The organism is Nonomuraea sp. NPDC048916 (genome assembly GCF_040649575.1).
Lineage (GTDB): Bacteria > Actinomycetota > Actinomycetes > Streptosporangiales > Streptosporangiaceae > Nonomuraea.
In genome coordinates this window covers 38969-62284 of record NZ_JBEZFS010000027.1, presented here as the reverse complement: position 1 = coordinate 62284, position 23316 = coordinate 38969, and the positions used below count along the sequence as shown (strand labels likewise).

The 23316-nt window shown below is 70.1% G+C and carries 16 protein-coding genes; 8 read left to right on the top strand and 8 right to left on the bottom strand.

The features are described 5' to 3' along the window. Positions 1-202: 202 nt before the first annotated feature. Entirely contained in the window at positions 203-1966 is a 1764-nt protein-coding gene (locus AB0C16_RS27055) for a hypothetical protein (protein WP_357686766.1), read from the bottom strand. Between the two features lie 266 nt (positions 1967-2232). Between AB0C16_RS27055 and AB0C16_RS27050 the strand changes: the two genes are divergently transcribed. The 7 genes from AB0C16_RS27050 to AB0C16_RS27020 all read left to right on the top strand — a co-directional run bounded on the left by AB0C16_RS27050 (position 2233) and on the right by AB0C16_RS27020 (position 6891). Further along, positions 2233-3291, top strand: a complete 1059-nt coding sequence (locus tag AB0C16_RS27050) for an ATP-binding cassette domain-containing protein (protein ID WP_357686765.1) — start codon at positions 2233-2235, stop codon at positions 3289-3291. Continuing rightward, positions 3284-3958, top strand: a complete 675-nt coding sequence (locus AB0C16_RS27045; protein ID WP_357686764.1) for an ABC transporter permease subunit — start codon at positions 3284-3286, stop codon at positions 3956-3958. The genes AB0C16_RS27050 and AB0C16_RS27045 overlap by 8 nt, the downstream gene beginning before the upstream one ends. Next, on the top strand, positions 3955-4641 hold the full coding sequence (locus AB0C16_RS27040; RefSeq protein WP_357686763.1) for an ABC transporter permease subunit: 687 nt from the start codon (positions 3955-3957) through the stop codon (positions 4639-4641). Before AB0C16_RS27045 ends, AB0C16_RS27040 begins: the two co-directional genes overlap by 4 nt. Next, entirely contained in the window at positions 4641-5567 is a 927-nt protein-coding gene (locus AB0C16_RS27035) for an ABC transporter substrate-binding protein (RefSeq protein ID WP_357686762.1), read from the top strand. The genes AB0C16_RS27040 and AB0C16_RS27035 overlap by 1 nt, the downstream gene beginning before the upstream one ends. Before the next feature lie 40 nt (positions 5568-5607). Next, positions 5608-6090 carry a flavin reductase family protein gene (locus tag AB0C16_RS27030; protein ID WP_357686761.1) on the top strand — a complete coding sequence of 161 codons (483 nt, stop codon included), beginning with the start codon at positions 5608-5610 and terminating at the stop codon, positions 6088-6090. 79 nt (positions 6091-6169) lie between these two features. After that, positions 6170-6481, top strand: coding sequence for a prevent-host-death protein (locus AB0C16_RS27025; RefSeq protein WP_357686760.1), 312 nt, complete (start codon positions 6170-6172; stop codon positions 6479-6481). Then, positions 6478-6891, top strand: a complete 414-nt coding sequence (locus AB0C16_RS27020; RefSeq protein ID WP_357686759.1) for a type II toxin-antitoxin system VapC family toxin — start codon at positions 6478-6480, stop codon at positions 6889-6891. The genes AB0C16_RS27025 and AB0C16_RS27020 overlap by 4 nt, the downstream gene beginning before the upstream one ends. A 5-nt stretch (positions 6892-6896) precedes the next feature. Here AB0C16_RS27020 and sppA read toward each other — a convergent pair whose 3' ends face one another. From sppA to AB0C16_RS26985, 7 genes are all read right to left on the bottom strand, one after another. Further along, positions 6897-8594 carry a signal peptide peptidase SppA gene (gene sppA, locus AB0C16_RS27015; RefSeq protein WP_357686758.1) on the bottom strand — a complete coding sequence of 566 codons (1698 nt, stop codon included), beginning with the start codon at positions 8592-8594 and terminating at the stop codon, positions 6897-6899. Positions 8595-8688: 94 nt separating this feature from the next. Continuing rightward, positions 8689-10638: a S8 family serine peptidase gene (locus AB0C16_RS27010; protein ID WP_357686757.1), complete on the bottom strand. Its 1950-nt coding sequence runs from the start codon at positions 10636-10638 to the stop codon at positions 8689-8691. 297 nt (positions 10639-10935) lie between these two features. Continuing rightward, on the bottom strand, positions 10936-12825 hold the full coding sequence (locus AB0C16_RS27005) for a S8 family serine peptidase (RefSeq protein WP_357686756.1): 1890 nt from the start codon (positions 12823-12825) through the stop codon (positions 10936-10938). Positions 12826-12911: 86 nt separating this feature from the next. Then, positions 12912-15071: a 1,4-alpha-glucan branching protein GlgB gene (gene glgB / locus AB0C16_RS27000; RefSeq protein WP_357686755.1), complete on the bottom strand. Its 2160-nt coding sequence runs from the start codon at positions 15069-15071 to the stop codon at positions 12912-12914. A gap of 187 nt (positions 15072-15258) precedes the next feature. Beyond that, the gene (locus AB0C16_RS26995) at positions 15259-16590 is read right to left on the bottom strand and encodes a phosphotransferase (RefSeq protein WP_357686754.1); all 1332 of its coding nucleotides are present in this window, start codon (positions 16588-16590) and stop codon (positions 15259-15261) included. Positions 16591-16593: 3 nt separating this feature from the next. Next, on the bottom strand, positions 16594-18294 hold the full coding sequence (treS, locus tag AB0C16_RS26990; protein WP_357686753.1) for a maltose alpha-D-glucosyltransferase: 1701 nt from the start codon (positions 18292-18294) through the stop codon (positions 16594-16596). Positions 18295-18365: 71 nt separating this feature from the next. Then, positions 18366-20489 carry an alpha-1,4-glucan--maltose-1-phosphate maltosyltransferase gene (locus AB0C16_RS26985; protein ID WP_357686752.1) on the bottom strand — a complete coding sequence of 708 codons (2124 nt, stop codon included), beginning with the start codon at positions 20487-20489 and terminating at the stop codon, positions 18366-18368. 238 nt (positions 20490-20727) lie between these two features. On the opposite strand from AB0C16_RS26985, the gene glgP reads away from it, so the two are divergent. After that, entirely contained in the window at positions 20728-23310 is a 2583-nt protein-coding gene (glgP, locus tag AB0C16_RS26980) for an alpha-glucan family phosphorylase (RefSeq protein WP_357686751.1), read from the top strand. Positions 23311-23316: the final 6 nt, after the last annotated feature.

Here is a 23316-nt window from a genome sequence, read left to right as displayed (position 1 = left end):
CGTTCGACCGACTGACCCGTTCGACCGGCCAGCCCGTTCGACCGACTGACCCGTTCGACCGACTGACCCGTTCGACCGACTGACCCGTTCGACCGACTGACCCGTTCGACCGGCCAGCCCGTTCGACCGGCCAGTCCGATCGACCGACCTTCACGCCGACTGACCGGCTTAACCGGCTGACCCGTTCGAGGGCGGACCGCGATCAGGGGCCGATGAGCGACGGCATCGAGAAGAACACGATCATCGCGATGGCCACGCAGATCAGGAACCCGATCAGCTCCCACGCCCAGTCGTGATTGCCGCGCCTGCGCTTGCGCGCCTGCGGCTTGCCGGGTTTGCCGGGCTTGCGCGCACCGGGCTTGGGCGTGACCTTCCCGCGGCCGGCGGCCGCCTTCACGGGCCGCCGGTCGCCCGGAACCGTCCCGGCGACCCTCCGGTCGCCCGGAACCGGCCGTGCGCGGCCGGGCCGGTGGGGAGCGCCGAACGCCCGGCCGCCAGTCTTCCGGTCCGCGCGTCCAGCCGCCGGCGGGGTCCTGGCGCCCGACTCCCGGTCACCGGGAACCGGCCCCGCGCCTCCGCGGCCCGGCCGGAGGCTCCCGATCTCCCGGCCCCTGGCCCTCCAGGCGTCGGTCTCTCGGCCGCCGGCCTTCCGGGTGGTGGTCTGCCAGGTGTCGGTCTCTCGGCCCCTGGCCTTCCGGGTGGTGGTCTCCCGGTCGTCGGTCTCTCGGCCTCTGGCCTTCCGGGTGTCGGCCTGCCAGGTGTCGCTCTCTCGGCCGCCGGCCTTCCGGGCAGCGGGCTGCCTGTCGGTCTTCCGGTCGGCGCGTTCCGGCGCATCGGATGCCCGGACGGCTGCCGGTGCGGTGCTGTCGGAGCGTTTGGGGGCGCCGGTGTCGCGGGCGCCGGTCTGCCGGGCGGACGGCGGAGAGCCGGGCGGCCGGGCGAACTCCTCGGGCAGCGGCATCCGGTAGACCGGCTCCTCGGCCGGCTTCTGGGGGACGAACAGGTTGCCGGGCGAGCCCTCGCCGGGCGACGGCGGGGTGACGGGGGTGCGGTGGACGAGGACGTCGCCGGTCGCGGGCGGCTCCGGCCGCACGACGTCCGGCACGGGAGCCGACAGGAAGAACGGCCGCTCGCGAGGCCGGGAGAAGACCCGGCCGAACCCGGAGGTGTCGGTAGGGGCCATCGGGTCGCGCAGCCGGGGCATCGGAGCCGTGGTCGCGTCGTGCTCCGGGACGCGGGCCGGTGGAGGGGGCGCCAGCAGCTCGGCCGGGAAGATGGCGGTGCTCGTCGCCGGATCGGGCTCGCTCAGCGGTAACGGCCACCGGGGCGGCACCGGCCAGAGCGGCTTGACGAACAGCGGCGCGGCCCCGGCCGTACGGGATCCGGCGAAGTGGACGCGGAGGGAGGCCGGCGGCAGCGGCCACGGCAGGCGGCCGAGCACGTCGCGAAGCGGCGCGACCCCGAGCGCGCCGTAGACGTCGGCCACCGGCTTCGGCACCCGGGCCCCGGTGGCGGCCAGCGCCCTGCCGAGCAGTTGCCGGTAGCGGTGGGCGGCGCTGGTCGCGAGCTCTTCGGCCGTGTCGGGCGCCACGTCGAGCACCCAGGCCAGCTCGGCGCGGCCGAGCCCGCAGACCTCGCACAGCAGCAGCACCTCGCGCTGGTGCGGGCGCAGCTCGCGCAGGGTGCGCTCGACCAGCGCGGAGGCCGGGTCGATGAGCGGGTCGACGACGGGGGGCGCGTAGACGACGTCGCGCCGGTGGATCTCGCGGCGGGCGAACGCGTAGAGCGCCGCGCGTGGCAGCGCCGTCGCGGGAACGCCGCTGAGGACGGTCATCAGGGTGTCGGCCGCGGAGCCATGGTCGCCGAGCTGGTCAGCACAGTAGGCGAACAGCCCGGCGGCGTGACGGTCGTAAAGCTCTGTGACCAGGTCGGCGCGCGGGCGCTGATCGGTGAGCGGCTGTGTCACGGGGCCGGTTCCTCTTGCTGTGAATGCGGATTGCCGGGGAGGGGGAGGCGGCGTCAAGAGTTGGTAAGGCAATCATGCCAACTAAGCCAGGGTGGCGCATCCATCGGGTCCGGTTTTCGTTAAGAATCGACCCTGCTGAGTGAAGCGCTTAAGCTCGGGCCGATGCGACAGGGCGGTTCAGATCACCGTAGGGTTGTCGTTCAAGAGATCATGCGGCGGTCGTGGCAGGGGGGGTCGCGGCCCTGCCACGATGCGAGAGGTCGCGCGTGATCACATTCGACGCTGTCACCAAACGCTACCCAGACGGAACCATCGCCGTCGACGCCCTGAGTCTCGAGGCGCCCACGGGCGAGATCACGGTGTTCGTCGGTCCTTCGGGCTGCGGGAAGACGACGTCCCTCCGGATGATCAACCGGATGATCGACGCCACGGAGGGCCGGATCCTCCTCGACGGCGTGCCCGTGCAGGGCATCGATCCGCCGACGTTGCGGCGGGGCATCGGCTACGTCATCCAGCAGGCCGGTCTGTTCCCGCACCGCAAGATCGTCGACAACATCGCGACGGTGCCCTACCTGCTCGGCTGGGACCGGAAGAAGGCCCGTTCCAGGGCCATGGAGCTGCTCGAACGCGTCGGCCTCGACCCGGCGATGGGCGACAGATACCCCTTCCAGCTCTCCGGCGGGCAGCAGCAGCGCGTGGGGGTGGCCCGGGCGCTGGCCGCCGACCCGCCCGTGCTGCTGATGGACGAGCCGTTCAGCGCCGTCGACCCGATCGTCCGCACCACCCTGCAGGACGAGCTGCTCAGGCTGCAGGCCGAGCTGAACAAGACCATCGTCTTCGTCACCCACGACATCGACGAGGCCATCAAGCTGGGCGACCGCGTGGCCGTGCTCCGCGTGGGCGGCACCCTGGCGCAGCTGGCCGATCCCAAGACGCTGCTGTCGGAGCCCGCCGACGACTTCGTCCGTGAGTTCCTCGGCCGCGACCGGGGGATCCGGCGGCTGCAGTTCGTCTCCACCGAGGGCATGCGGCTGCGCACCGACCTGACCGTCGCCGAGGGGTTCGACGGTCCCACGGCCGAGCCGTGGCTGCTGGTCGTCACCGCCGACGACAGGCCGCTCGGCTGGGTCGCCGGCGACCGGCCGGGCACGCTGGAGTCCTACGGCGCCTTCAGGCACGGCCACGACTCCATGCGCTCGGCGCTCGACGCGGCGCTGCTGTCGCCGTCGGGTTGCGCGGTGGCCGTCGACGGCGACGGCAGGGTCGTCGGCGTGGCCACCAGAGAGGCGCTCGACGAGGCACTCGCGGAGGCCGCCGATGGGTGACGGCCCGCCCACACTCTGGGAGTGGATCGCGCGCAACTGGGACACCGGGCGGGTCGGCAGCATCAAGGACCTGCTCGGCGACCATCTCGTCATGTCTCTGGCGCCGATCGTGGCCGGGCTCGCGCTGGCCCTGCCGCTGGGGCTGGCCAGCGTGCGGTGGCGCTGGCTCTACCAGCCGACGGCGGGCGTCTTCAACGTCATCTACGCGCTGCCGTCGCTGCCGGTCTTCATGCTGCTGATCTCGGTCACCGGCCTGTCGCAGCTCACCGTGATCATCCCGCTGACCTTCTACGCCATGGCCGTGCTCATCCCCGCCGTGGTCGACGGGCTGGCCGCGGTGCCCGAGCACGTCCGCCAGTCGGCCGTGGCGATGGGCTTCACGCCCCTGCGCCGCCTGGTCCAGGTGGAGCTGCCGATCGCCACGCCCGTCGTGCTCGCCGGGCTGCGGGTGGTGGCCGTCTCCAGCATCAGCCTGGTCAGCGTCGGCGCGCTGATCGGCCAGGGCGGCCTCGGCATGCTGTTCACCCGGGCCTACCAGAACCCGTTCCTGCCGCCGGTGATCGTCGGCATCGCGCTGATCGTGCTGCTGGCGCTGGTCGCCGACGGCCTCCTGGTGCTCGCGCAACGGCTGCTCACCCCGTGGGTACGAGCCAGGAGGGCGTCGTGAGCTGGCTGACCGACTTCTTCGGCGACCCCGCCAACTGGTCGGGGCCCGACGGCATCCCGGCCCGCCTGCTGGAGCACCTGGAGTTCTCGGCCCTCGCGCTGGCCCTGGCGGCGCTGGTCGCGCTGCCGCTCGGGCTGCTGATCGGCCACACCGGCAGGGGCGGCCTGCTCGTGGTCGTCACGGCCAACCTGGCCAGGGCGCTGCCCACGCTGGGCCTGCTGGTGCTGTTCGTGCTGCTGCTCGGCACCGCCTCCATCCTGCCGGTGATCATCCCGCTGGTGCTGCTGGCGGTGCCGCCGATCCTGGTCAACACGTTCGAGGGGATCCGGGGCGTCGACCCGGAGCTGCGTGACGCCGCCTACGGCATGGGGCTCAGGGGCGGTCAGGTGCTCGGCCGGGTGCTGGTGCCGGTGGCGCTGCCGCTGATCCTGCTCGGGCTCCGCCTCTCGGCGATCCAGGTGGTGGCGACCACGACGGTCGCCGCCTACACCGGGCTCGGCGGGCTCGGGCGGTTCGTGATCGACGGCTTCGCGACCAAGGATTACGCCAGCGTTGTTGGTGGTTCCGTACTGATTGTGTTGTTCGCGCTCGTGGTGCAGATCGTGTTCATGCTCGTCCAGCGGGCCACGGTCTCTCCCGGGGTGAGCCAGCGACTGATAACCCCCAAGAAGGGAAGATTGTGATGAGACGCAACTTCGGCGCCGCGGCGCTGCTCCTGTCGGCGGCGCTCGCGTTGACCGCCTGCGGGAGCGGCGGCAGCGGCGGCAACCCGCTCGACACCACCAGCGCGGCCCCCAGCGGATCGGCCTCCGCCGCCGACGGCGGCAAGGCCGTCATCGGATCGTTCGACTTCGACGAGAGCGTGCTGCTCGGCTCCATCTACGCCCAGGCGCTGGAGGCCAAGGGGGTCCAGGTCGAGGAGAAGCCGCGCATCGGCAGCCGCGAGGTCGTCTACGACCAGGTCAAGAGCGGCGGGCTGACCATCGTGCCCGAATACAACGGCAACCTGCTCGCCTTCATCGACCTGCAGAACACCGCGGCGACCACCGACGCGGTCAACACCGCGCTGAAGGAGAAGCTCCCGCCCGAGCTCGAAGCCCTCGAATCCTCGCCCGCCGAGGACAAGGACACCCTGTCGATCACCAAGGACACCCAGGCCAAGCAGTCGCTCACCACGATCGAGGACCTGGCCAAGGTGTCGAAGGGCATGATCGTCGGCGGTCCGCCCGAGTTCAAGAAGCGCTGGGAGGCGCGCTTCAAGGACGTCTACGGGCTGGAGTTCAAGCAGTGGAAGGCGACCGGCCCGACCACCGCCGACGCCATCAAGGACGGCTCGATCCAGGTCGGCAACGTCTTCTCCACCGACCCCAAGATGACGGCCAACGACCTCGTCCCGCTGGAGGACCCGAAGAGCATCTTCCCGGCCCAGAACGTCACCCCGCTGGTCAACAAGGCCGCGGCCAACGACACGATCACGAGCACGCTCAACGCGGTCTCGGCCAAGCTCACGACCGAGTCGCTGCTCGAGATGATGCAGAAGATCAGCGTCAACAAGGACGAGCCCGCGACGGTGGCCAAGGAATGGCTGAGCACCAACGGCCTCGGCTGACCCGCCCGGCGAGGGTCCCCTTCCTCAGGGGGCCCTTGCCGTGAGCGAGTTCACCGAGGCGATGGCCCAGCTCGCGGCGGGCGTGGCCGTGATCACCGTACGCGACGGCCGCGACGACCTGGGGGTGACGGTGTCGGCGCTGATGTCGGTCTCGCTGGAGCCCCCGCTCGTCCTGGTGAGTCTGGGCAACCGCGGCTACCTCGCCGAGGTGCTGCTGCGCCAGGACCGCTGGGCGGCGTCCCTGCTGTCCGCCGGCCAGGCCGCGATCGCCAGCCGCTTCGCCGCCGCGGGCCGGCCCAGCGCCCGCCACCTCGTCGCGGGCGTGCCGCACCACCGCGGCCCGCACTCCGACGCGCTGGTGGTCGAGGGCGGCGTCGCGGCCCTGGAGGCCGAGACCACCCAGGTGGTGCCGGCGGGCGACCACGGCCTGTTCATCGCCCGGGTCCTCGGCGTCGCCTATGTCACGCCCACGCTCCAGCCTCTGGTGCGCCTCCGCTCCCGCTACCGCCCCATGGGCCCCTGAACATTCAGGAGCAAGGCCACCTTTTCCACAAAGTGCCACACCGTGGCACGGTGTGGGCTGGGCGGAGTAGTCTGGCGATATGCGCGAAGCCTGGCACGAGCCTCCTGAGATCAACCAGCGCGACCTGAAGAACCGCGCTGGTGAGATCATGGACGCCATCGAACGCGGAGAGACGTTCACGCTGACGCGTCACGGACACAAGATCGCTACGGTCACCCCGATCAGCCGTCGCCGTACATTCGTCCCGCGCGAACGTGTGGCAGCGGTATTCGCCGGAGCGCCGGTTCTGGACGACAAGAAATTTCGCGAAGACGTACGGTCTGCCTTCGATCAGGAAGATTACGATCCTTACGAGCGAGCCCGGCGTAGGCCGCAGGAGAACAACGAGTGACGACCAGAGGGCTTCTCGACACGAACATCCTGATCCTTTTTGACGATCTCAAATTGACCGAGCTACCGGTGCAGCAAGCCATCAGCACCATCACGCTGGCTGAGCTCGCGGTAGGCCCGATCGTCTCCCATGACGCGGTCGAGCAAGTCAATCGCCAGGACGTCCTCAGCCGAGCCGAATCAGAATTCGAACCCATCCCCTTCGATGTCGCGGCCGCCCGCGCCTTCGGCCGGGTCTATGTGGCTGTACAGGCCGTGGGACCCAACCCGCGCCGAAGCATGGCGGACCTGTTGATCGCCTCCGTGGCCATCGCCAACCAGTTGCCGCTCTATACCGTCAATCCCAGCCACTTCAAGGGGCTGGAGAGCCTGCTGCTCGTGGAGACGGTGACGCATCCCGACTGCCGCTGAGCGACTCAGCGGATCGTGTACCAGCCCGGGAGGGCGAGAGGGCCGGCGGCGGGCAGGCCGAGCTCGGCCGAGAGGCGGGCCAGCGGGCCCCAGGCGTCGATCCTGACCCGGGCCAGCGCCGCCGCCTTGTCCTCGCTCGACTCCGGGCCGCGCAGCCGCTCCAGCGGGTTGAGCCGGGGATAGGTGCGCACCGGAGCGTCGTCCGACAGGTGGGCGCGCTCGCGGGCCAGCGCCAGCGCGTCCTCCAGGCCGCCCAGCTCGTCGACCAGCCCTCGCTCCTGGGCGTCGGCGCCGGTCCAGACCCGGCCCCGGGCCAGCTCGTGGGCCCGCTCCCTGGTGAGGTCGCGGCTCTCGGCGACCTTGCCCACGAAGTCGTCGTAGATCCGGTCGAGCCAGGCGTTGACCCGTTCCCACTGCTCCGGGGAGAAGGCGCGCGAGGTGGAGAACATCGCGGCGTTGGCCCCCTCGGCCACCAGCTCGGAGTTGATCCCGATCCGCTCCAGCAGCTCCGACAGCACCGGCTTGCCGCCGAACACGCCGATCGAGCCCGTCAGGGTGCCGGGCTGGGAGACGATCACGTCGGCGCCCATCGAGACGAAGTAGCCGCCCGAGGCCGCCAGCTCGCCCATCGACACGATCACGGGCTTCACCCGGCGGGTCAGCACCACCTCACGCCAGACGGTGTCGGAGGCGACGTAGGAGCCGCCGGGGCTGTCGACCCGGAACACGACGGCCTTGACGTGCTCGTCGCGCCGCGCGGCCCGCAGCGCGGCGCTGACCGTGTCGGAGCCCATCGCGCCGCCACCGCCGAGCGGGCTGCGCCCGGAGCGTCCGGACCGGATCTGGCCGCTGCCGTGGATCAGCGCGATGCCGTCGGCCGTCGGGTGCGGCAGCTTGCGCACGGCCGCGGCCCTCGCGTACCGGGAGACGAACAGCAGGTGCGTGTCGCCTCCGGCGGACCGCTTGACCTCGTCGTAGACCTCGTCGCGGTAGGCCAGCCGGTCGACCAGCCCGGCATCCACGGCTTCGGCCCCGATGAACGGCCCGCGGTCGATGAGCTCGCGCACCTTGGCCGGGTCGAGCCGGCGACCGTCGGCGATGCCCGCGACGAGCTGGTCCACGACCGACTCGACGATGCGGCCCATCGACTCGCGGTGGGGCTCGGTCATGTGGTCCTGGGTGAAGGTGTTGGCCGCGGTCTTGTACTCGTGGCGCTGCCCCATCTCGAAGTCGACCCCCAGCTTGGCCAGGGCGCCCTTGACGAAGCGCTGCTCCATCGCCACCCCGGTCAGCCCCACGTCGCCGCTCGGCTGCAGGTAGACCCGCTCGAAGGCGCTGGCCAGGTAGTAGGGGACGGTGCCGCCGGAGAACTCGCCGAACGTCTCGCCGAAGGCGACCGTCAGCTTGCCCGAGGCCCGGAAGCGGGTCACGGCCTGGCGCAGCTCCTGCACCATGGCCAGGCCCAGCGGGTTGCCGCCGATCTTCACGATCAGCGCCTTGACCCGGGAGTCGTCACGGGCCCGCCTCAGCCCGGACAGCACGTCGGGCAGCCGGGGTTTGCGCATGGACAGCAGGGCGGCGACCGGGTCCGTCGGCGGCCCCTCCGCGAGGCCCTCGGTGAGGTCGAGCTCGAGCACCAGCGGGGCCGTGCGCCGCCGGCGAAGCCTGTCAACGGTTTCGAAGATCGCTTTGCCTGCGTCCATAAAAGCCACCCTAAGCGGCAGGAGTCGGTCATGGGTCACCAACTCCTGCCGAAGGGCCGGCCCGCACGGGACCGGCCCTTCACAGGTGATCGGGCTACTTGTTCACGTGCTTGTAGAGGTAGACGGCCGTCTTCTTGAGCTGGGCGGCGGTGCCTCCCTTGACGCGGTACTTCTCGGCGACGCCGATCGCCTTCTTCAGCGTGGTGGTGCCGTGGACCTTCGCCGAGGCGTTGTAGACGCCGTGGGAGTAGTTGAGCCAGGCGGCGAGCAGCTCACGGTCGAGCAGGGCCTTGGCGCTCTTGCTCTTGGGGTTGAGCACCTTGTACGCCTTGGCCAGCGTCGCGGCGTTGCTGACCTCGGGGAAGACCATGCTGCCGTTCTGCGTGATCGACAGGTAGCACAGCAGGGTCCGGTCGGACAGGCTGCCCTTGGACGTCAGCATCTCCCGTGCCCACGCCTTCGAGCTCAGCGGCTTGGTGCCGTGGCCGCGCGAGCACGTGTCGGGCACGGGCTCCGGGTCGGGGTCCATGCTGATGATCTTCGGGTCGGGCTCGCCGGTCGGCGCCGGCGCGTGCGTGGGAGTGGCCGTCGGCTTGACGGTCGGCTTCACGGTCGGCTTGGTCGTCGGGGTGGCCGTCGGCGTGCTCGTGGGCCCGCCGGTCGGGGTCACCGTAGGAGTGGGGGTCGGCGTGGGCGTCGGGGTCGCCTTCGGCGGGGTCGCCTTGGCCAGGTCGATCCGCTTGGTCGTCACCCGGCCGTACCTGATGGCCTTGCCGGTGTTCTGCAGCCTGGACAGGATCTGGGGGACGGTCAGGTTCGGGTGGGCCTGCTTCATCACCGCGAACGCGCCGGCCACGTGGGGGGCGGCCATCGACGTCCCGCCGAGGACACCGTAGGCGTTGTTCGGCACCGAGGAGTTGATCTCCACGCCGGGCGCGAACAGGTCGAGCAGCTTGCCCCGGTTGCTGAAGGTCGCGACCGCGTCGTTGTCGTCGGTGGCCCCGACGGTGACGGCGCTGGAGACGCAGGCCGGGGAGGCGACGCCGTTGGCGAACGCCTCGTTGCCGGCGGCGACGACCGGTGCGACGCCGAGGCCGATGAGGGCGTCGAACTGCGTCTTGCGATCGGCGTTGGCGGGGTCGGTGTCGCAGTGGGCGGAGTACGGGCCGCCGCCGCCGAGGCTCATGTTGGCCGCGACGACGTTGCGCGCCTTGGCGACCTTCGCGACGTGGTCGAGGGCGAGCTTCTGGTCGGAGGTGTAGCTCAGCAGGCAGGGGGTCGGGGCGCTCTTGCACACGTCCGCGCTGTCGAACCGGCTGAAGACCTGGATCGGCAGAATGCCCGCCTCGGGGGCGACGCCGTTGGACGGAGCGCCGGCGGCCTTCTTGCCGGCGGCGATGCCCGCCACGTGAGTGCCGTGGTAGCACTTGTTGGCGTTCTGGACGACGCACTTGGCGGTCTCGGCGTCGGCCGCGCCGGCGCCCTCCTGCTGCGCCTGCCCGTTCGGGCAGAGCGAGGTGGCCGCGTGGAGCTCGTAGTTGCTCGAGAAGCAGGCCTCGTCCACGATCCGGCCGGCGAAGAACGGGTGGTCGCGGTCGATGCCCGTGTCGAGCACCGCCACCGTGTAACCCTTGCCGGTCCAGCCCGCCTCGTTGGCCTGGTCGGAGCCGATCAGCTTGGTGCTGCTGTCGAGGGACGGGGCGCTCAGCTCGTCCTTGTAGATCGCCTGGATGCGGTCGTCCGTCTTGAGCTTGTCCAGGGCCTTCTTGTCGAGTTCGGCGACGAAGAAGTCGGCGGACTTCTTCTCCTCGATGACATCGGCCTTGTCGGACGCCTGGTCGGTGGTGGTGGCGACGGCGTTGACGCTCTCTCCGGGCTTGAGCTCGATGATCGAGCGGACCGTGGGCTCCTTCTTGACCTCGGCCGTTAACTGGGAGCTGACGGCTGGGTCGTCAGCGGTGGCCGCCTGGGCCGGGGCCGCGACGAGCGCGGCCGAGGCCGTGGTCAGCGCCAGGGCGCCGACCAGCAGAGACCGTAGTCTCACTGTTCCTCCGAGGGGGTCAACCGTCCGTCGCCGGACGGGACTGGAGTGGGACGCCCGAAAGGCGGGACGTCGAGGCTGAGGCGTGCAGCGTGATGACGAAGAAGGCCCCCGTGAAAGCTCGCTCGCCCCGGCCGCCTAGCCGGAAAAATCCCCACATGATGTTGCGTACGGGGCCAGAGTGTAGTGAGAAACTTATGTCCGCCCTACAAAAGACGCACGTCTGTTATCCGGATATGGGGGATTCCGCTTTCCGGCTGTCCTGAGGCGCCTTCCCGGGAAAGCGCCTCAGGTCGAAATTCAGCCGGATTCGCGCAGGCTCTTGGTCGCCTTCGCCAGATTCACAATGGTCGACTTGGAGGAAAGTCGTACCGTTTCTGCGCTCTTGAGGGTTTTAGTGTTATTCATGCCGTGTGCCCAGTTAAGCCAGCCCACCAGGAGCGCGCTGTCCAGCCGCTGCCGGGCGGTCTTGCCGGCCTTGACCACCTTGTAGGCGGTGCCGAGCGTCGAAGCCCTGGTCAGCTCGGGGAAGACCTTGCTGGCCTTCTGCGCCAGCTTCAGGTAGCAGGTCAGCGTGGCGTCGGGGATGCCGCCGCTGCTGCGGTGGATCTCCACGGCCCACTGCTTGGCCGTCAGGCGCTTGCCGGTCGCGGCCCGGGTGCAGACGGGGGCCGGAGGCGACGCGGTGACGGTCACGGTCACGGTGACGGTCGGCAGCGGGATCGGCGTCGGCTGGGTCCCACCGGTCCCGGGGTCCGTCGGCTCGGGGTCCGGATCCGGTGACGGGCTGCCGTCCGACGGGCCGGGCTGCGGCTCGGGTTGCGGCTCGGGCTCCGGGTCCGGTTCCGGGTAAGGGGCCGGGGCGGGCGTCTGGCTGATGGTCGGCGCCGGCGTCGCGCCGGTCAGGGCCGCCAGCACGTCGAGGCGCGGCGTGATCACGTCCACGTCGTTCGCCCGGTAGGCGTACGGCCGGCCGGTCGTCTTGAGTTTCTCGATCAGGTCCGGCATCGGGGTCTGCGGCGACTGCGCCTTCAGCAGCGCGAGGGCGCCCGCCACGTGCGGCGTCGCCATCGAGGTGCCGCTGTGCACGGCCGTCTGGTTGTCGGGCACCGACGACTCGACGTCCACGCCCGGCGCGAACAGGTCGAGCAGCGCGCCCCGGTTGGAGAAGTCGGCGATCTCGTCACCGTCGTCGTTGGCGCCGACGGCGACCGCCGAGGAGATGCAGGCGGGGAAGGAGACGCCCTCGAAGTACTCGTTCCCGGCGGCCACCACGGTCGCGATGCCCTTGGCCAGCAGCGAGTCGATGGCCGGCTTGAAGGCCCGGGCCTCCTCGCTGTCGTCGCAGGCCGCCTCGGAGGGCATGCCGCCGAGGCTCAGGTTCACCGCGGCGACGGGTAACGACAGGCCGGCCACGTGCTCCATGGCCAGCCGGAGCGACGACTCGTAGGCCAGCAGGCAGGACGGCTCACCGCAGATGCTCTCGTCGTCGACCCGGCTGAACACCTGGATGGCGACGATCCCCGCCCCCGGCGCCACGCCGCCGTCGCCCGCCGCGATGCCCGCCACGTGGGTGCCGTGCTCGCACAGGTTGACCTCGCCCGCCAGGCACCTGGCGGTGGCCGCGTCGGCCGCGCCGGCCCCGATCTGCGAGGTCTGCCCGTTGGGGCAGAGCGACGTCACGCCCGCCTCGACGGCCGAGAAGCACGCCTCGGCCACGATCCGGCCGGAGAAGAACGGATGGTCCCGGTCGATCCCGGTGTCGAGGACGGCGACCGCCTGGCCGGCGCCGGTGAAGCCCTGGGCGTGCGCCTGGTCGGCGCCGATCAGCTTGAGGCTGGAGGCCAGCGTCGGGGGATAGGCGCGGTCACGATGGATCGAGGTGACCCGGGGGTCCTCGGCCAGCGCGGCCAGTTCCCCGGCCGTGCCCTCGACGACCATGAACGGCTGCGTCTCGGGCCGGAGCACGACGTCCACGTTCTCCTCGGCGGCCTGGGCGGCCACCGGCGCGTGCTCGGCGGGGCCGGTCAGCTCGACGATGGCCCGGACGGTGCCCTCGCCGAGCGCCAGGCCGTCCTCCAGCTTCTCGTGGGACGGGCTCGGTGCCGGTGTCGGATCGTCGGCGAACGCTGGAACGGCCGGGACCAGAGCCAGCAGGATCGAGCAGACGATCAGGATGCGAAGTCGCACGCGTCCTCCGAGAAGGGGGATGATCTCGGAGTTTAGGGGGATTTATTGGACAAGCCCAGACCTGGATCGCCTTTCCCAGCGAACTCTCATGAGTCGTCCGGCCGTTCCCTGTGCAGCCACACCGCCCCGAGCGGCGGCACCCGCAGCGTCGTGGAGTAGGGCAGGCCGTGACACGCCTGCTCGGCCGCCTCGACCCCGCCCAGGTTGCCGATCCCGCTGCCCCAGTAGTCGTAGGCGTCGGTGTTGACCACCTCCGCCCACCGCCCGCCGTACGGCAGGCCGAGCCGGTAGTCCTCGTGCGGCGCGCCGCTGAAGTTGGCCACGCAGACCAGCGCCGACCCGTCGGCCGCGTAGCGGACGAAGGAGAACGTGTTGCCCGAGGCGTCGTCGGCGTCGATCCAGCGGAAGCCCTCGGGGTCGGAGTCCTGCTCCCACAGCGCCGGCGTCTCGCGGTAGAACCGGTTGAGGTCGCGGACGAGCCGCTGGACACCCTGGTGACCGTCGAACTCCAGCACCCACCAGTCGAGCCCGCGCTCCTCCGACCACTCGGAGCCCTGGCCGAACTCCCCGCCCATGAACAACAACTGCTTGCCCGGATGCGCCCACATGAACGCGAACAGCGCCCTGAGCTGGGCGAAGCGCTGCCACTCGTCACCCGGCATCTTGCCCATCAGCGAGCCCTTGCCGTGCACCACCTCGTCATGGGAGAGCGGCAGCACGTAGTGCTCGGAGTAGGCGTAGATGAGGGAGAACGTCATCTGGTGGTGGTGATACTGACGGAACACGGGCTCGTGCCGGAGGTAGGCGAGGGTGTCGTGCATCCAGCCCATGTTCCACTTGAAGCCGAACCCGAGCCCGCCCAGGTGCACCGGCCGCGACACGCCCGGCCACGCCGTCGACTCCTCGGCCACGGTCGAGATGCCCGGAGCCTCCCGGTAGACGACGGAGTTCATCTCCTTGAGGAACTCGACCGCGTCGAGGTTCTCCCGGCCCCCGTAGACGTTGGGGGTCCACTCGCCCTCGCGCCGCGAGTAGTCGAGGTAGAGCATCGAGGCCACCGCGTCCACCCGCAGGCCGTCGATGTGGAACTCCTTGAGCCAGTAGAGGGCGTTGGCCACCAGGAAGTTGCGCACCTCCCTGCGGCCGAAGTCGAAGACGTACGTCCCCCAGTCGGGGTGCTCGCCGCGGGCCGGGTCGGCGTGCTCGTACAGCGGGGTGCCGTCGAAGCGGGCCAGCGCCCAGTCGTCCATCGGGAAGTGCGCGGGCACCCAGTCGAGCAGCACCCCGATGCCCGCCTCGTGCAGCCGGTCGACCAGGTGGCGGAACTCGTCGGGGGTGCCGAACCTGGCGGTGGGCGCGTAGTAGGAGGTGACCTGGTAGCCCCACGACCCGCCGAACGGGTGCTCGGCCACCGGCAGCAGCTCCACGTGCGTGAACCCGAGGTCGCGCACGTACTCGACCAGCTGGTCGGCCAGCTCCAGGTAGGACAGCCCGGGCCGCCACGACCCCAGGTGCACCTCGTAGATGCTCATCGGCCCCCTCTGCGGGGCCTGCTCGCGCCTGGCGGCCAGCCAGCTCTCGTCCTTCCAGGTGTAGGACGACTGCTCGATCACCGAGGCGGTCTGCGGCGGCACCTCGGTGCGCCGGGCCATCGGGTCGGCCTTGTCGCGCCACACGCCGTCGGCGCCGAGGATCTGGAACTTGTAGCGCTCGCCGGCTCCCAGATCGGGGATGAACAGCTCCCACACGCCGGAACGGCCCAGCGAGCGCATCGGGTAGGCGGTGCCGTCCCAGTGGTTGAAGTCGCCGACGACCCTGATGCCCCGCGCGTTGGGCGCCCAGACGGCGAACGCCGTGCCGTGGACGTCCTGGTGGCGCATCACCCGCGCCCCGAGCACCTCCCACAGCCGCTCGTGCCGCCCCTCGCCGATCAGGTGCAGGTCGACCTCGCCCAGCGTGGGCCAGTGACGGTAGGGGTCACGGAACTCGAACGGCTCCCCGCCGGAGTATCGGACGCTCAGCGTGTAGCAGGGCACCTTGTCGAGGCCCGGGACCGTGACCTCGAACACGCCGTGAGCCTGATGTTTCAGCTCGTGGGAGGTGCCGTCGTCCAGCAGCACGCGGACGCGCTCGGCCAGGGGGCGCAACGCGCGGAACGTCACGCCGCCCGCGACGGGATGGGCGCCCAGGATCGAATGCGGATCATGGTGCGCCCCGCCCGCGAGGCGGTCGAGCTCTGTTCTCATCGGCATGCTCCCAACCCTGCCCTACGATGACCGTCCAACCCAGCCACTGCCCGGTTTCACGGTCGCAATCACCGAATGTGGGGAATCCTGGGTTTATCTGGGGGAGACCCCGGCTCCAGGGTGTCGCCCTGCCGGTCGCCTGGTCGCCCGGTCGCCGTCGGCAGGTGACCCGAGGGGTGGAAAGGGGTCAGAAGGCGTCGCGGCGGAAGGCGGCCAGCGGGATGCCGATCCACGTGGGGCGGTTACGGGCCTCGTAGACGACCTCGTACACCGCCTTGGACAGCTCGAACGCGCGCAGCAGGGCCTCGTCGCCCGCCGAGATCGCGCCGCCGGCCTCGGTGTAGCCCTCCAGGAAGGCGGCGCGGTTGCGGCGCGACCACTCGTCGGCCCGCGGCTCCAGCGTCTCCGCCTCGGCGTGGCCGGCCAGCAGGTGCCTGGCCGCGTAGTCGAACGAGCGCAGCATGCCCGCCACGTCGCGCAGCGGCGAGGACAGCGCCCGGCGCTCGGCCAGCGGCTGGCCCGGCTCGCCCTCGAAGTCGAGCACCACCCAGTCGGTGGTCGTGCGCATCACCTGGCCCAGGTGGTAGTCGCCGTGCACCCGCTGCACGGGCACCTCGGTGGTGAGGTCCTCGACCCGGTGGTAGGCGGCCTCGAGCGTCCCGACGTATTCGCGCAGCTCCGGCACCTCGGCCATGGCCCGGCCGAGCCGGCGCCGGAAGCCCTCGGCCATCCGTTTGACCTCGTGCGTCTCGATGACGTCCGTGGGGAAGGCCTCGGCCAGCTCGTGGTGGATGCGGGCGGTGGCGGCGCCGAGCCGCTGGGACTCGGCGGCGAAGTCGCCGCCCGCGTCGGCGGCGCTGACAGTGGGCAGCGAGTTGTACAGGTCGCGGACGCTGGCCAGCGCGAGGCCCCAGCCGTCGCTGGCGTTGACGAGGAACTCCTGCATGATCGCCAGCGTGGTGGGCGTGCCGTCCAGGTCGCACTCGATCCACCCGTACGGCTGGGCGATGTGCGGGGCGTGCCGGGCGGCCAGGGCGGCGACGACCTCCAGCTCGGGATTGACCCCGGGGATGAGCCGGCGGAACAGCTTGCAGATGTAGGCGTCGCCGTACACGAGTGAGGTGTTGGACTGCTCGGCGCCGAGCACGATGCTGCGCTGGGCGGTGTCGATGGTGACGTCGGGCATGCGGCGCATGCGCAGGTCGCCCTGGTTCTCGTCGCGGGCCATGCCGTCGAGCAGCCAGCCGGTGAGCTCGAAGTCGTGCGCGGCGTCGTACAGGAGCAGGTCGTGGCACTGGCCGATCAGGGCGTGCTGGAGGCGGTCGGGCAGGTCGTGCCGCTGTCCGAGCAGGATCTGGTAGCGGTCGCGCGAGCCCTCCTGCCACACTGAGACGATCAGGTGCCGGAGCCCGGGGGTCAGCTCCACGTCCGAGTCGACCGACAGCCGGTCGATCGGGCGCCCCTTGCCGCCGAACCAGCGTTGGCGACCGATCCATGCGACAAGGAGCTCGTCAAGCACGTCTTACTCCTCCTGGGTGATAGCCGGCGGGAGGGTGAACCAGTAGAAACCATGCCCTGGGAGCGTCAAAAGATACGGAAGTTCGCCAATTGCCGGAAATGGGACCCCGCCCATCGTCTCGACGGGCGAGACGCCGACGAACCTGCGCAGGTCGAGCTCGACCGGCTGCGGGAAGCGCGAGAGGTTGTTGACGCACAGCATCCGGTCGTCGCCCAGCTCGCGGACGAACGCCAGCACGCTCGGGTTGGAGGAGTTGAGCTCGGCGAACTCACCCAGCCCGAACACCGGGTGCCGCTTGCGGATCTCGATCATGCGCCGGGTCCAGTGGAGCAGCGAGCCGTTGTTCTTCTGCTGCGCCTCGACGTTGAGCCCCTGGTAGCCGTAGATCGGGTCCATGATGACCGGCAGGTAGAGCCGCCCGGGGTCGCAGTCGGAGAACCCGGCGTTGCGGTCAGGGTCCCACTGCATGGGGGTGCGCACGCCGTCGCGGTCGCCGAGCCAGATGTTGTCGCCCATGCCGATCTCGTCGCCGTAGTAGAGCACCGGTGAGCCGGGCAGCGACAGGAGCAGCGCGGTGAACAGCTCGATCTGGTTGCGGTCGTTCTCCAGCAAGGGAGCGAGCCGCCGCCGGATGCCGACGTTGGCCCGCATGCGCGGATCCTTGGCGTACTCGGTGTACATGTAGTCGCGTTCCTCGTCGGTCACCATCTCGAGCGTCAGCTCGTCGTGGTTTCGCAGGAAGATGCCCCACTGGCAGTGCTCCGGGATCTTCGGCGTCTGGGCCAGGATCTCGGAGATGGGGTAGCGCGACTCCCTGCGCACGGCCATGAAGATGCGGGGCATCAGCGGGAAGTGGAAGGCCATGTGGCACTCGTCGCCGCCGCCCACCGGATCGCCGAAGTACTCCACCACGTCGGAGGGCCACTGGTTGGCCTCGGCGAGCAGGACCCGGTCGGGGTAGATCCGGTCGACCTCCTTGCGCACGCGCTTGAGATACTCGTGGGTCCGGGGGAGGTTCTCGCAGTTGGTGCCCTCCTCCTCGAACAGGTAGGGCACCGCGTCCAGCCGGAACCCGTCGATGCCGAGGTCGAGCCAGAAGCGCAGCACCTCGAGCATGGCGTCCTGGACGGCCGGGTTCTCGTAGTTGAGGTCGGGCTGGTGGTGGAAGAACCGGTGCCAGTAGTGCTGGCCGCGCACCGGATCGTAGGTCCAGTTGGACGTCTCGGTGTCGATGAAGATGACGCGGGCGTCAGAGTAGCCCGTGTCGCTGTCGGCCCAGACGTAGAAGTCGCCGAACGGCCCCTCGGGGTCGTGGCGTGAGGCCTGGAACCACGGGTGGGCGTCGCTGGTGTGGTTCATGACGAGGTCGGCGATGACCCGCATGCCGCGTTTGTGAGCCTCGTCGACCAGTTTCACGAAGTCACCCAGATCGCCGAACTCGGGCAGGATCTTCATGAAGTCGGCGATGTCGTAGCCGCCGTCACGCAGCGGCGACTCGTAGAGGGGCAGCAGCCACAGGCAGTCGACGCCGAGCCACTGGAGGTAGTCGAGCTTGCCGATCAGGCCCTTGATGTCGCCGGTGCCGTCACCGTTGGAGTCGGCGAAGCCCCTGATCAGCACTTCGTAGAAGACGGCGCGTTTGTACCAGTAGGGATCGCGAGGCTTCTCCTCGTCGAAGGCGTTGGGAATGGGTGTGGAGCTCATGAGCCCCTCCTGGCGAGGCTCACGAGGGAGACGCTGACACACACGTTGAAGACTCCCCGCTGAATTCTGGTCTACCGTGGCGCGGCTCGTACGGTTAGGACGTGGGCTGGCTGGATATGGGGGTCGAGGCGCACATAGTTGCTCTGCCGCCAACGATACGACTCGCCCGACAGCTCGTCGTCCACGACGAACTCGGCGTTCCAGTCGAGACCGAGCGCGGGCAGATCGAGCTCGACCGTGGCCTCGTGGGTGTGGTGGGGGTCGAGGTTGATGACCGCCAGAACGACGTCGCCCATCCCGTGCCTTCGTGTGGCGGGGTCATAGGCGCCCGGGAGTCGCTTGGAGATGCAGACCATGTCCGGTTGGTCGACCCTGTGGAAATGTAGGTTACGCAATTCCTGTAGTGCCGGGTGGGCTCTTCGAAACAAATTCAGGTGCGTGATGAAAGGCGCGAGACTGCGGCCTTCGCGCTCCGCCGCCGCCCAGTCGCGAGGTTTGTACTGATATTTCTCGCTATCTAGATATTCTTCACTTCCGGGGCGAACCGGAACATTTTCCGTTAGTTCATACCCTGAATAGACCCCCCACGTCGGCGAGGCCAGCGCGGCCAGCACGGCCCTGATCTTGAACGCCGGAAGCCCGCCGTGCTGGAGGTACTCGTGCAGGATGTCCGGTGTGTTGACGAACAGGTTGGGCCGCAGGTAGCCGGACGTCTCGTGGGAGAGCTCGGTGAGATAGGTCTCGACGTCGTACTTAGAGTTCTTCCAGGTGAAATACGTGTATGACTGGTGGAACCCGATCTTGGCCAGGGTGCGCAGCATCGCCGGCCGGGTGAACGCCTCGGCCAGGAAGAGCACGTCGGGGTCGGTCGAGTGGATGTCGGCCAGCAGTCGCTCCCAGAAGGCCACCGGCTTGGTGTGCGGATTGTCCACCCGGAAGATCCGCACTCCGTGGTCCATCCAGTGCCGCACCACCCGTTTGACCTCGGCGTAGATGCCCTCGGGGTCCCTGTCGAAGTTGATGGGATATATATCTTGATATTTCTTCGGTGGATTCTCGGCGTAGGCGATGGTCCCGTCGGCCCGGATCGTGAACCACTCGGGGTGCTCCTTGACCCACGGATGGTCGGGGGAGCACTGCAGGGCCAGGTCGAGCGCGACCTCCATGCCGAGCTCGCGGGCGCGGGCGACGAACAGGTCGAAGTCCTCGATCGTGCCCAGGTCGGGATGGATGGCGTCGTGGCCGCCGTCCTCGCCGCCGATCGCCCAGGGCGAGCCGGGCTCGTCGGGCTCGGGGCTCAGCGTGTTGTTGCGGCCCTTGCGGAAGGTCTCGCCGATCGGGTGGACGGGCGGCAGGTAGACGACGTCGAAGCCCATCCGGGCGATCGCCGGCAGCCGCTTGGCCGCCGTCTGGAGGGTGCCGGACTTGGAGACGCCCGACTCGCTGACGACCGCGCCCTCCGACCTGGGGAAGTACTCGTACCACGAGCCGTACAGAGCCCGGCGCCGGTCGACCCTGATCTTCCGCGGCCGGGACCTGGTGACCAGGTCGCGGAGCGGGTGGGCCTCCAGCAGGCTCGCGGTCTCGGGGAGCTGCGCGATCGACAGCCGGGCCCGCGGGTCGAGGTCCTCGTCGCGCAGAGTGGCCGCGATCGCGAGCAGGGCGGCCCGATGCCCGCACGCGCTCTCGCCGTCACCGGGCCCGACCTGCGCGGACGTGCGGGCCGTGCCGGGTCTGACCGGGGTGTGCCCGTTTCTCGCCTGCGGTGTGGTGCGGCCGATGGGGGCGGGACAGTCGGCCTGCCGGACGGCCTTGGCGGCGCGCTCGAACAGCCGGGCGCCCTCCTCGCACATGAGGTCGGTGTCCATGCCACGCGGGATCTTGATCTCGGCGTCGTGCAGCCACGTCGCGATCGGGTCGCTCCAGGCCTCCACCCGGAACAACCAGTCGCCCTCGGTGGCCAGGCACACGTCGACGCACCACCGGTCGGTGCCCGGGGCGCGCTCGTGCATCGGTCTCAACCGGCCACGCTGCCCGTCGGGCGCGGTGAGCACCACGCCCGCGGCCACGGCGTCGTGGCCTTCTCTGAACACGGTCGCCGAGACCTCGAAGGTCTCGCCGGCGACCGCCTTGGCGGGCCACTGCCCGCAATCGACGACGGGGTGGACATCCGTGATGGGAATTCTTCCGATCATCGCATTTCGAGGTTGCGACGGCACACTCGGTACCGCCGGAGGCTTCCGTGGCAGGAACGATCCTTGCATGTAAATTGTGGGCAGCAGTGGATAGACCTCCCGTGTCCCCGGGAGAACCGACAATGGAGGAAGTTGCCCCAATAGTCCCTCTTCATGCTTCGTCCCGGGAAGGGGTTTGAACGTCCTTGCTGAGGGTGAGGGTCTGAGAGGTCCCTCCTAGCCCATAGGGTGCAAAAACGTGAGAGCAATCCGCCGGTTTACCGTCCGCACCGTCCTGCCAGCAGAGCTGGCCGCACTCGGCGAGCTGGTGCACAATTTGCGCTGGTCCTGGCATCCGGAGACCACAGACCTGTTCGCCGAGGTCGATCCGGTGCTGTGGGAGCAGGTCGGGCACGACCCGGTCGCCCTGCTGGGCGCCGTCGACCCGCGCCGGCTGGCCGAGCTGGCCGCCGACCGCCGCTTCCTGCGGCGGCTCGCCGACGCGGCCGACGACCTGCGCGAGTACATGAACTCGCGGCAGTGGTACCAGACGCTGCCCGACGCCGCGCGGACCATCGCCTACTTCTCGCCCGAATATGGCATCGCCGCCGCGCTCCCGCAGTATTCGGGCGGCCTCGGCATCCTGGCCGGAGACCACCTCAAGGCCGCCAGCGACCTCGGCGTGCCGATCCTCGCGGTGGGGCTGCTCTACCGCCACGGCTACTTCACCCAGTCGCTCTCGCCGGAGGCCTGGCAGCTGGAGCACTACCCGTCCCTCGACGCGGGCGGCCTGCCGCTGGCCCTGCTCAAGGAGGACGACGGCACCCCGGTCAAGATCCGCGTCGGCCTGCCCGACGACCGCGTGCTGCACGCGCAGCTCTGGGTGGCCCAGGTGGGCCGGGTCCCGCTGCTGCTGCTCGACTCCGACGTGGCCGACAACGACACGGCCGCCCGCGACGTCACCGACCGGCTCTACGGCGGCGGCACCGACCACCGGCTCATGCAGGAGCTCCTCCTGGGCGTGGGCGGGGTGCGGGCGATCCGCGCCTACTGCCGCATCACCGGGCACGCCGAGCCCGAGGTGTTCCACACCAACGAGGGACACGCCGGGTTCCTCGGCCTGGAACGCATCCGTGAGCTGACCGAGGCCCGCCTCTCCTTCGACGAGGCGCTCGAGGTCGTCCGGGCCGGCACCGTGTTCACCACCCACACGCCGGTGCCCGCGGGCATCGACAGGTTCCCCGTCGACATGATCGAGCGGCAGTTCGGCGGCGACAACGCCTGGCCGACCGTGCCCGTGGAGCGCATCCTCGCCCTCGGCGCCGAGGCCGATCCCGGCCGGTTCAACATGGCCCTCATGGGCATGCGCCTGGCCCAGCGCGTCAACGGCGTGTCGCGGCTGCACGGCGAGGTCAGCCGCGAGATGTTCAAGGACCTCTGGCCGGGATTCGACCTCGACGAGGTGCCGATCGGCTCGATCACCAACGGCGTCCACGCGCCCACCTGGGTGGGCCGCGAGCTGATGGAGCTGGCCGGGCGGGAGCTGCCGTCGCTGATCGAGCGGGCGCGCGGCTGGGAGGGCATCCAGAAGATCTCCGACGCCGACATCTGGGCCATCAGGGCGATCTTCCGCCGCCGGCTCGTCGAAGGGGCCAGGGCCCGGCTGCGCTCCTCCTGGCGCGCCCGCGGCGCCTCCGACGCCGAGCTCGGCTGGATCGACGACGCGCTCGACCCCGACGTGCTGACCATCGGCTTCGCCCGGCGGGTGCCGTCCTACAAGCGGCTCACGCTGATGCTGCGCGACCCCGACCGGCTGAGGAGCCTGCTGCTCGACCCCGACAAGCCCATCCAGATCGTGATCGCGGGCAAGGCGCACCCGGCCGACGAGGGCGGCAAGAAGCTGATCCAGCAGATCGTCAAGTTCACCGACCAGGCCGACGTACGCCACCGCATCGTCTTCCTGCCCGACTACGACATGGCCCTGGCCCAGTTCATGGTCGAGGGGTGCGACGTCTGGCTCAACAACCCGCTCCGCCCGCTGGAGGCGTCGGGCACCTCGGGCATGAAGTCGGCGCTGAACGGCGGGCTCAACCTGTCCATCCGCGACGGCTGGTGGGACGAGTGGTACGACGGCACCAACGGCTGGGCCATCCCCACCGCCGACGGGGTCGTCGATCCCGACCGGCGTGACGAGCTGGAGGCGGCCGGGCTCTACGACCTGATCGAGCACGAGGTGGCCGACCGCTTCTACGACCGGGCACCCGACGGGCTGCCGCGCCGCTGGCTGGAGATGGTCAAGCACACGCTGACCTCCCTCGGGCCCAAGGTGCTGGCCACCCGGATGCTCCGCGACTACGTGGCCGACCTCTACACCCCGGCGGCAGTCGCGGCCCGCGCGCTGTCGGCCGACTCCTGGGCCGCCGCCAAGGCGTTCGCCGCGTGGCGGCTGCGGGTCACCAAGGCGTGGCCCGGGGTGCGGGTGGAACACGTCGAGACCTCGGGCGTCGGCGACACCCCGGAGGTGGGCGCCGAGCTGGAGCTGCGCGCCACCATCGCGCTCGGTGACCTGCGGCCCGGCGACGTGCTGGTCCAGGTCGTCTACGGCAGGGTGGGGCCGCACGACGAGCTGGTGCGTCCCGCCTACCTGACGCTCTCGGCCGGCGACGTCGACGACGACGGCCGCGCCCACTACTCGGGGGTGGTCCCGCTCGACCGCACGGGGCCGTTCGGCTACACGGTCCGGGCGGTGCCCCACCACCAGCTCGCGGCCTCGCCCGCCGAGCTGGGGCTGATCGTCGTGCCCGAGGAGCCGGCCGGGATGACCAACGGCATCCTCAGGTGATCTTCC